Source organism: Streptosporangium sp. NPDC003464, from assembly GCF_053588315.1.
This window is the reverse complement of record NZ_JBSFPS010000422.1, coordinates 1-5482: the sequence shown is the minus strand read 5'-3', so window position 1 is coordinate 5482 and position 5482 is coordinate 1. Positions and strand designations below refer to the sequence as shown.

Annotated in this window: 5 protein-coding genes; 1 reads left to right on the top strand and 4 read right to left on the bottom strand. The window is 75.3% G+C overall.

The window, feature by feature from the left end; translation table 11 throughout:
* Positions 1 to 358 precede the first annotated feature (358 nt).
* Positions 359 to 1252 (top strand): hypothetical protein, encoded by an 894-nt coding sequence (locus tag ACWDS7_RS46170; RefSeq protein ID WP_451934462.1) that lies wholly within the window; start codon positions 359 to 361, stop codon positions 1250 to 1252.
* Positions 1253 to 1528: 276 nt separating this feature from the next.
* Here ACWDS7_RS46170 and ACWDS7_RS46165 read toward each other — a convergent pair whose 3' ends face one another.
* The 4 genes from ACWDS7_RS46165 to ACWDS7_RS46150 form a co-directional block, all read right to left on the bottom strand.
* Positions 1529 to 2434: an AraC family transcriptional regulator gene (locus ACWDS7_RS46165; RefSeq protein WP_451934461.1), complete on the bottom strand. Its 906-nt coding sequence runs from the start codon at positions 2432 to 2434 to the stop codon at positions 1529 to 1531.
* Between the two features lie 178 nt (positions 2435 to 2612).
* The gene (locus ACWDS7_RS46160) at positions 2613 to 3419 is read right to left on the bottom strand and encodes an ABC transporter ATP-binding protein (protein ID WP_306858018.1); all 807 of its coding nucleotides are present in this window, start codon (positions 3417 to 3419) and stop codon (positions 2613 to 2615) included.
* The gene (locus ACWDS7_RS46155; protein ID WP_451934460.1) at positions 3416 to 4468 is read right to left on the bottom strand and encodes a FecCD family ABC transporter permease; all 1053 of its coding nucleotides are present in this window, start codon (positions 4466 to 4468) and stop codon (positions 3416 to 3418) included. Before ACWDS7_RS46155 ends, ACWDS7_RS46160 begins: the two co-directional genes overlap by 4 nt.
* Complete coding sequence (locus ACWDS7_RS46150; RefSeq protein WP_451934463.1) at positions 4465 to 5409, bottom strand: FecCD family ABC transporter permease; 945 nt, start codon at positions 5407 to 5409, stop codon at positions 4465 to 4467. The genes ACWDS7_RS46155 and ACWDS7_RS46150 overlap by 4 nt, the downstream gene beginning before the upstream one ends.
* Positions 5410 to 5482 lie beyond the last annotated feature (73 nt).

Below are 5482 nucleotides of genomic sequence, written 5' to 3'. Positions count from 1 at the left end.
GGCGCCCCGCGGCGCGCGGGGGGCGGGGGGCCGCCCCCAGCCCACCCCCGGCCCGCGGGGGCGCGGGGGCGCGCGCGGGCGGGGGCGGGGGCCGCGGGCCCCCCCCCCCCGGCCGCCCGCGCCGGATTTTCTGCGGGCGCCGATCGCCGGGATGAGCTGCTGGAAGGCGCCGGCGCGCGGGGACCGGGCGGCGGGCGTCCGCATGGACCGGATGGGAGCGGGCAGGCTCCGAGGGCCCGTCGGAAGATCATCGCGGTGGAACCGCCGTGATCGTCGTCCGTGACGGGGCGGGTGCGCGATGATCTCGTATCGCCTCAGGCCGGCGGGCGTTCAACCGGAACACCGTAGACGGGAGGACATGGTGACACCGACCAACCATGACAGGCCGGACGGGCGGGAGCCGATCGGAACGGGCGGGGCACGCAGGAGCGTCCCACGGCCGCTGATCGTCGCCACGACTGTGGCGTTGCTGGCGTCGGGTGGCCTCGGGGTGGCCACGGCGGCGTCGGCGACGCCCGCGCCGCCGCCGGCGGAGACGCCCACCCCGACGGCGACGGCCAGCCAGACGCCCACCGGGACACCGACGGGAACACCCACCGGGACACCGACCGCAACACCCACCGAGACACCGACGGAGACCCCCGCTCCCACGCCCACCGCCACGGCGTCGCCCACCGCGCACCCCCTGGAGTTCATCGGTGCCGTGCACGGGGAGTTCCTGGCCGGGACGGAGGACCCGTGCGTGTTCGTCACGGTGTTCGCCCAGACCGGCGAGGCGACCACGGTGACCGAAGAGTCGATCACCGTACGGAGCCGCGACGGCTTCGAGCAGGCGTACACGGTCACCGACGACACCCGCGTCGTGGCGGGCAGACGCGGCAACAGCGAGGTCAGGCAGGGTGACTGGGTGGCCCTGACCGCCACGCGCGAGGGAGAGGCGGCCACGGCCGCCTATGTCTACGACCTGTCACGGCCGAGCAGGAAGATCCGGCACGGCAACGGCTGGTGGTACCCCCGGCAGGGATGGCCCGGCACGGTCAAGTGGCGGCCCCCGGCGTCCTGTCCCACACCGCCGCAGACCCCGGTCCCGACCCCCACGGTGACCGACACCCCCACCGTTCCGCCGGTCCCCACCCCGACGGACCCGGCCCCCACCCCGACGGCTCCGGAGACGCCCGTCCCCACCCCGACGGCTCCGGGGACCCCGACCCCGACCCCGACGGCCACCGCGACCCCGGCCCCCAACCCCTGAGCGTCCGCTCCTGACCGGACACCGGCGCGCCGGACCGGGCACGGCCTCCCCGTGTCCGGGCCGGCGCACTCGGTGTCACCCCCACGCGTGTCCGGGCCGTCGTGTCCGGCGTCACCTTCACGCGTGTCCGGGCCGTCGTGCCCGGCGTCACCTTCACGCGTGTCCGGGCCGTCGTGCCCTGCGTCACCCCACGCGCGCCCGGGCCGTCGTGCCCTGCGTCACCCCACGCGCGCCCGGCGGCGGCCGGGCGCCGCGCGGGCACCGAAGACCGTGGGGTCAGCGGAGCGCGGCCCGGCTCGGCGGTACGCCGCGGACCCGCTTGAACGCGGCGCTGAAGCCGAACGCGTCGGCGTAGCCGACCCTCTCGGCGGCGGCCGCCACCGTCACCCCCGGCCGCCGCAGCAGGTCGGCGGCCAGCTCCATCCGCCACTCGGTCAGGTAGGCCAGGGGCGGCCGGCCGACCAGGGCGGCGAACCGGCGGGCGAACGCCGCCCGTGACATGCCCACGGCCTCCGCCAGCGACGCCACCGACCAGGGGGCGCCCGGCCGGTCGTGGACCAGCCGCAGGGCCCGGCCGATCTGCGGATCGGCCAGCGCCGCGTACCACGCCGGCGTCCCGGCCTCCGGACGGGCGAACCAGGCCCGCACCAGCAGCACCAGCAGCAGGTCGAGCAGCCGGTCCAGCGCCACCTGCGAGCCGGGCTCCGAGCCGGTGACCTCCGCGCTGATCAGGTCGAGCGCGGGCGCCGGCCGTACGTCGTCACCCGGGACGACCAGCAGCTCGGGCAGGGCCGACAGCAGCCGCGCCGACAGGTCGCCCGCCATCCGGTAGGCGCCCGTCACCAGCAGCGCCTCGCCGCCGGCGGCCCCGTAGGCGTCGGGGCCCGGCCCCACCACGTCGCCCTCGCACTCCTCGCCGTACACGGTCACGGCCGGCGCCGTGGCGGGGGAGTCGGCGATCACGTACGGCCGGCCGCCCTTGACCAGCGCGACATCGCCCGGCCGCAGCGGCCGGGCCCGGCCGTCGGCGCCGGTGACCCACGCCCGGCCGCGCACCATCGTCGCCACCGACAGCGGCGTCGACACGGCGAACTTGATCCCCCACGGAGGAGAGGCGATCGACCGGCAGAACGCCGCCCCCCGCGCCCGCACACCGGTGAGCAGGTCCCCGATCACGTCCATGGACGGACTCCTATGCGATACGCGTCATGCCCAGGCAAGCGTCTCACATCAGGGTGACCGAGTGGATCACATGACTCGGGGTGACCGGCTGGATCACATGACGATCCCCGTACCGGGCGGGACCGGCAGGACCGGACGCCGTGCCGCCACCCGCCCGCGCCCCTCGGCCACGACGTCCTCAGGGCCGGCGGGAGTGAGGGACCACCATCGGGGTGGACGTCCGGGGATCGGGCACGATGTCGCACGCCAGCCGGAAGACGTCCTCGACCAGTCGCGGGGTCAGCACCTCCGACGGCGGCCCCTCGGCGAACACCCGCCCCTCGTTCATCACGATCAGGTGGGAGGCGAAGCGGGCGGCCTGGTTGAGGTCGTGCAGGACGGCGACGACGGTCTTGCCGTCCTCGTGCAGCTCGCGGCAGAGCTCCAGCAGCTCGTACTGGTGGGAGATGTCGAGGAAGGTGGTCGGCTCGTCGAGCAGCAGGAGGTCCGTCTGCTGCGCGAGCACCATGGCGATCCACGCGCGCTGGCGCTGACCGCCGGACAGCTCGCTCGCCCGCGCCTCGGAGAGCCCGTGCATGCCCGTCCGTTCGAGGGCGGAGCCGATCGCGGTGTCGTCGTCGGGCGACCACTGACGGAGCAGCGTGTGGTGCGGGTAGCGGCCACGCCGTACCAGGCCGCCCACGGTGATGCCGTCGGGCGCGATCGGGTTCTGCGGCAGCAGGGCCACGTGGCGGGCGGCCTCCTTCCCCCGGTACGACCAGATGTCCCGGCCGTGGAGCAGGACGCGTCCGCGTCCGGGTCTCAGGGTGCGGGCGAGTGCCTTGAGCAGGGTCGACTTGCCGCATCCGTTCGGTCCGATGATCATGGTGAACCCGCCGTGCGGGATGTCGAGGCTGACGTCGCGCACGACAGGGGCGCCGCCGTAGGAGATCGTCACGTCCCGTGCGCCCAGTCCGGTCTCGCGTGGCACTGCCCGGCTGCTCATAGGCTTCCTTTTCTCCATTCACGGGTCAGCAGATATCCCAGGTAGAGCCCGCCGACGGCCAGCGTGTAGATGCCGACGGGCAGGTTGCCCGGGATCGGCGACTGCTGCGCGGCGAGGTCGGCGAGCACCAGCAGCAGCGCGCCGACGAGTGTGGACAGCGTCAGATGCGGGCCCGGCCCGCGGGTGAGCCGTCTGGCGATCTGCGGGGCGGTCAGGGCGACGAACGCGATGGGCCCGGCGACGGCGACGGCGCCGGCGGACAGGACGATCGACAGCGTGACGGCGACGGCCCGGGTCCGCTCCGGTTCGGCGCCGAGCCCGGCGGCGAGCCCGTCACCCAGCTCGGAGATGTCGAGACGCCGGGCGATGAGCGCGACGAGCGGTGCCACGGCCAGGAGGATCACCCAGACCGTGGCGGCGTGCTCCCACGAGCGTGCCGCCAGGCTGCCGTTGACGTAGGCGGTGAGAACGGTGGCCTTGTCCCGCTCCACGGCGTAGACGACGTACTGGATGAACGCCGTGGAGATCGAGTGGACGCCGATGCCCGCGACGACGAGGCGGCCGGGGTTACGGAATCCGGTCCCGGTCGACACGTACACCAGCGCCATGGCGATCACGGCGCCGGCCAGGGCGCCGGCGGGCGCCGGCAGCACGCCGGGCAGGAGCAGCACGGCGACCGCGGCGCCCGCCCCGGCGCCGGCGCTCAGCCCGATCACGTCCGGACTGCCGAGCGGGTTGCGGGTGACCGTCTGGAACAGCGCTCCCGACAGGCCGAGCGCGGCTCCGACGCCGACGGCCACGCTCAGGCGCGGGCCGCGCAGCCGCTCCAGCACGAACGCCTGCTTCCCCTCGGCGCCCCCGGTGAGAGCGCCCACCAGGTCGCCGAGGGGGATGCCGAGCCGTCCGAGCGTCAGCGTGGCGACGGCGGCGGCGACGACGAGCGACACGGTGACGGTCCCGGCGATGACGGGGACGCGCGCGGCGGGGATCGCCACCGCGCGGCCGATCGTGACGTAGCCGCGCGGGGACGCGGGGCGGGGCCGTGTCATGCGGTGCCCCTCATCCGGCGTACGGCCAGCAGCAGCGCCGGCGCCCCGACGAGCGCGGTCACCACGCCGACCATCAGTTCCTGCGGGCGCAGGACCACGCGGCCCGCGACGTCCGCCAGCAGCAGCAGGGCGGGGCCGACGACGGCCGAGAACGCGATCTGCATGCGGATGTCGACGCCGACGAGCGCCCTGACGATGTGCGGGACGGCCAGGCCGACGAAGGCGATGGGACCGACCGCCGCGGTCGCCGCCGTGCTCAGCAGCGTCGCCGCCAGGAGCCCGCCCGAACGTGTCAGCGCGGGGTTGGCGCCGAGCGCCGAGGCGGACTCGTCGCCGAGCGCGAGCGTGTTGAGAGCCGGCCCCAGCAGTACGGCGAGCAGCAGGCCGAGGGCGGCCGGCGGCAGGACCGACACCAGGACCTCGAAGTCCCGTCCGCCCAGCGCGCCGACCACCCAGTAGCGGTAGCCGTCGAAGACCTGCGGCTTGCTCAGCGCCACCGCCTGGACGTAGGCCGTCAGGATCGCCGAGACGACCGCGCCGGCCAGGACGAGCCGCGCCGGCCCGGCGCCGGAGCCCGCCGAACCGATGACATGGACCAGGAGTCCCGCCAGGAGCGCCCCCGGCAGGGCCCACCACACGGCGGCCGACTGGCCGGACGCGCCGAGGAAGGCCAGGGCGGTGACGATGGCGGCGGACGCGCCCCCGGTGATGCCGAGGAGCCCGGGGTCGGCGAGGGGATTGCGGGTGACGCCCTGCATGAGCGTCCCCGCGACGGCCAGGCCGAGGCCGGCGAGCAGGCCGAGCGCGGTCCGCGGGTAGCGGCTCTCGACGACCGCGGCGGTGTTGGGGTCCGCGGTGCCGGCCAGGACGTCCAGGACGTCCGGGAGCGAGGTGGGGTGGCTGCCGAACGCGACGCTCGGCCCGGCATACACCACCTGCAGCAGATCGGCATCTACACCATCCCCGAGATCAGCTTCATCGGCCGCACCGAGGACGAGCTCACCCACTCCCACG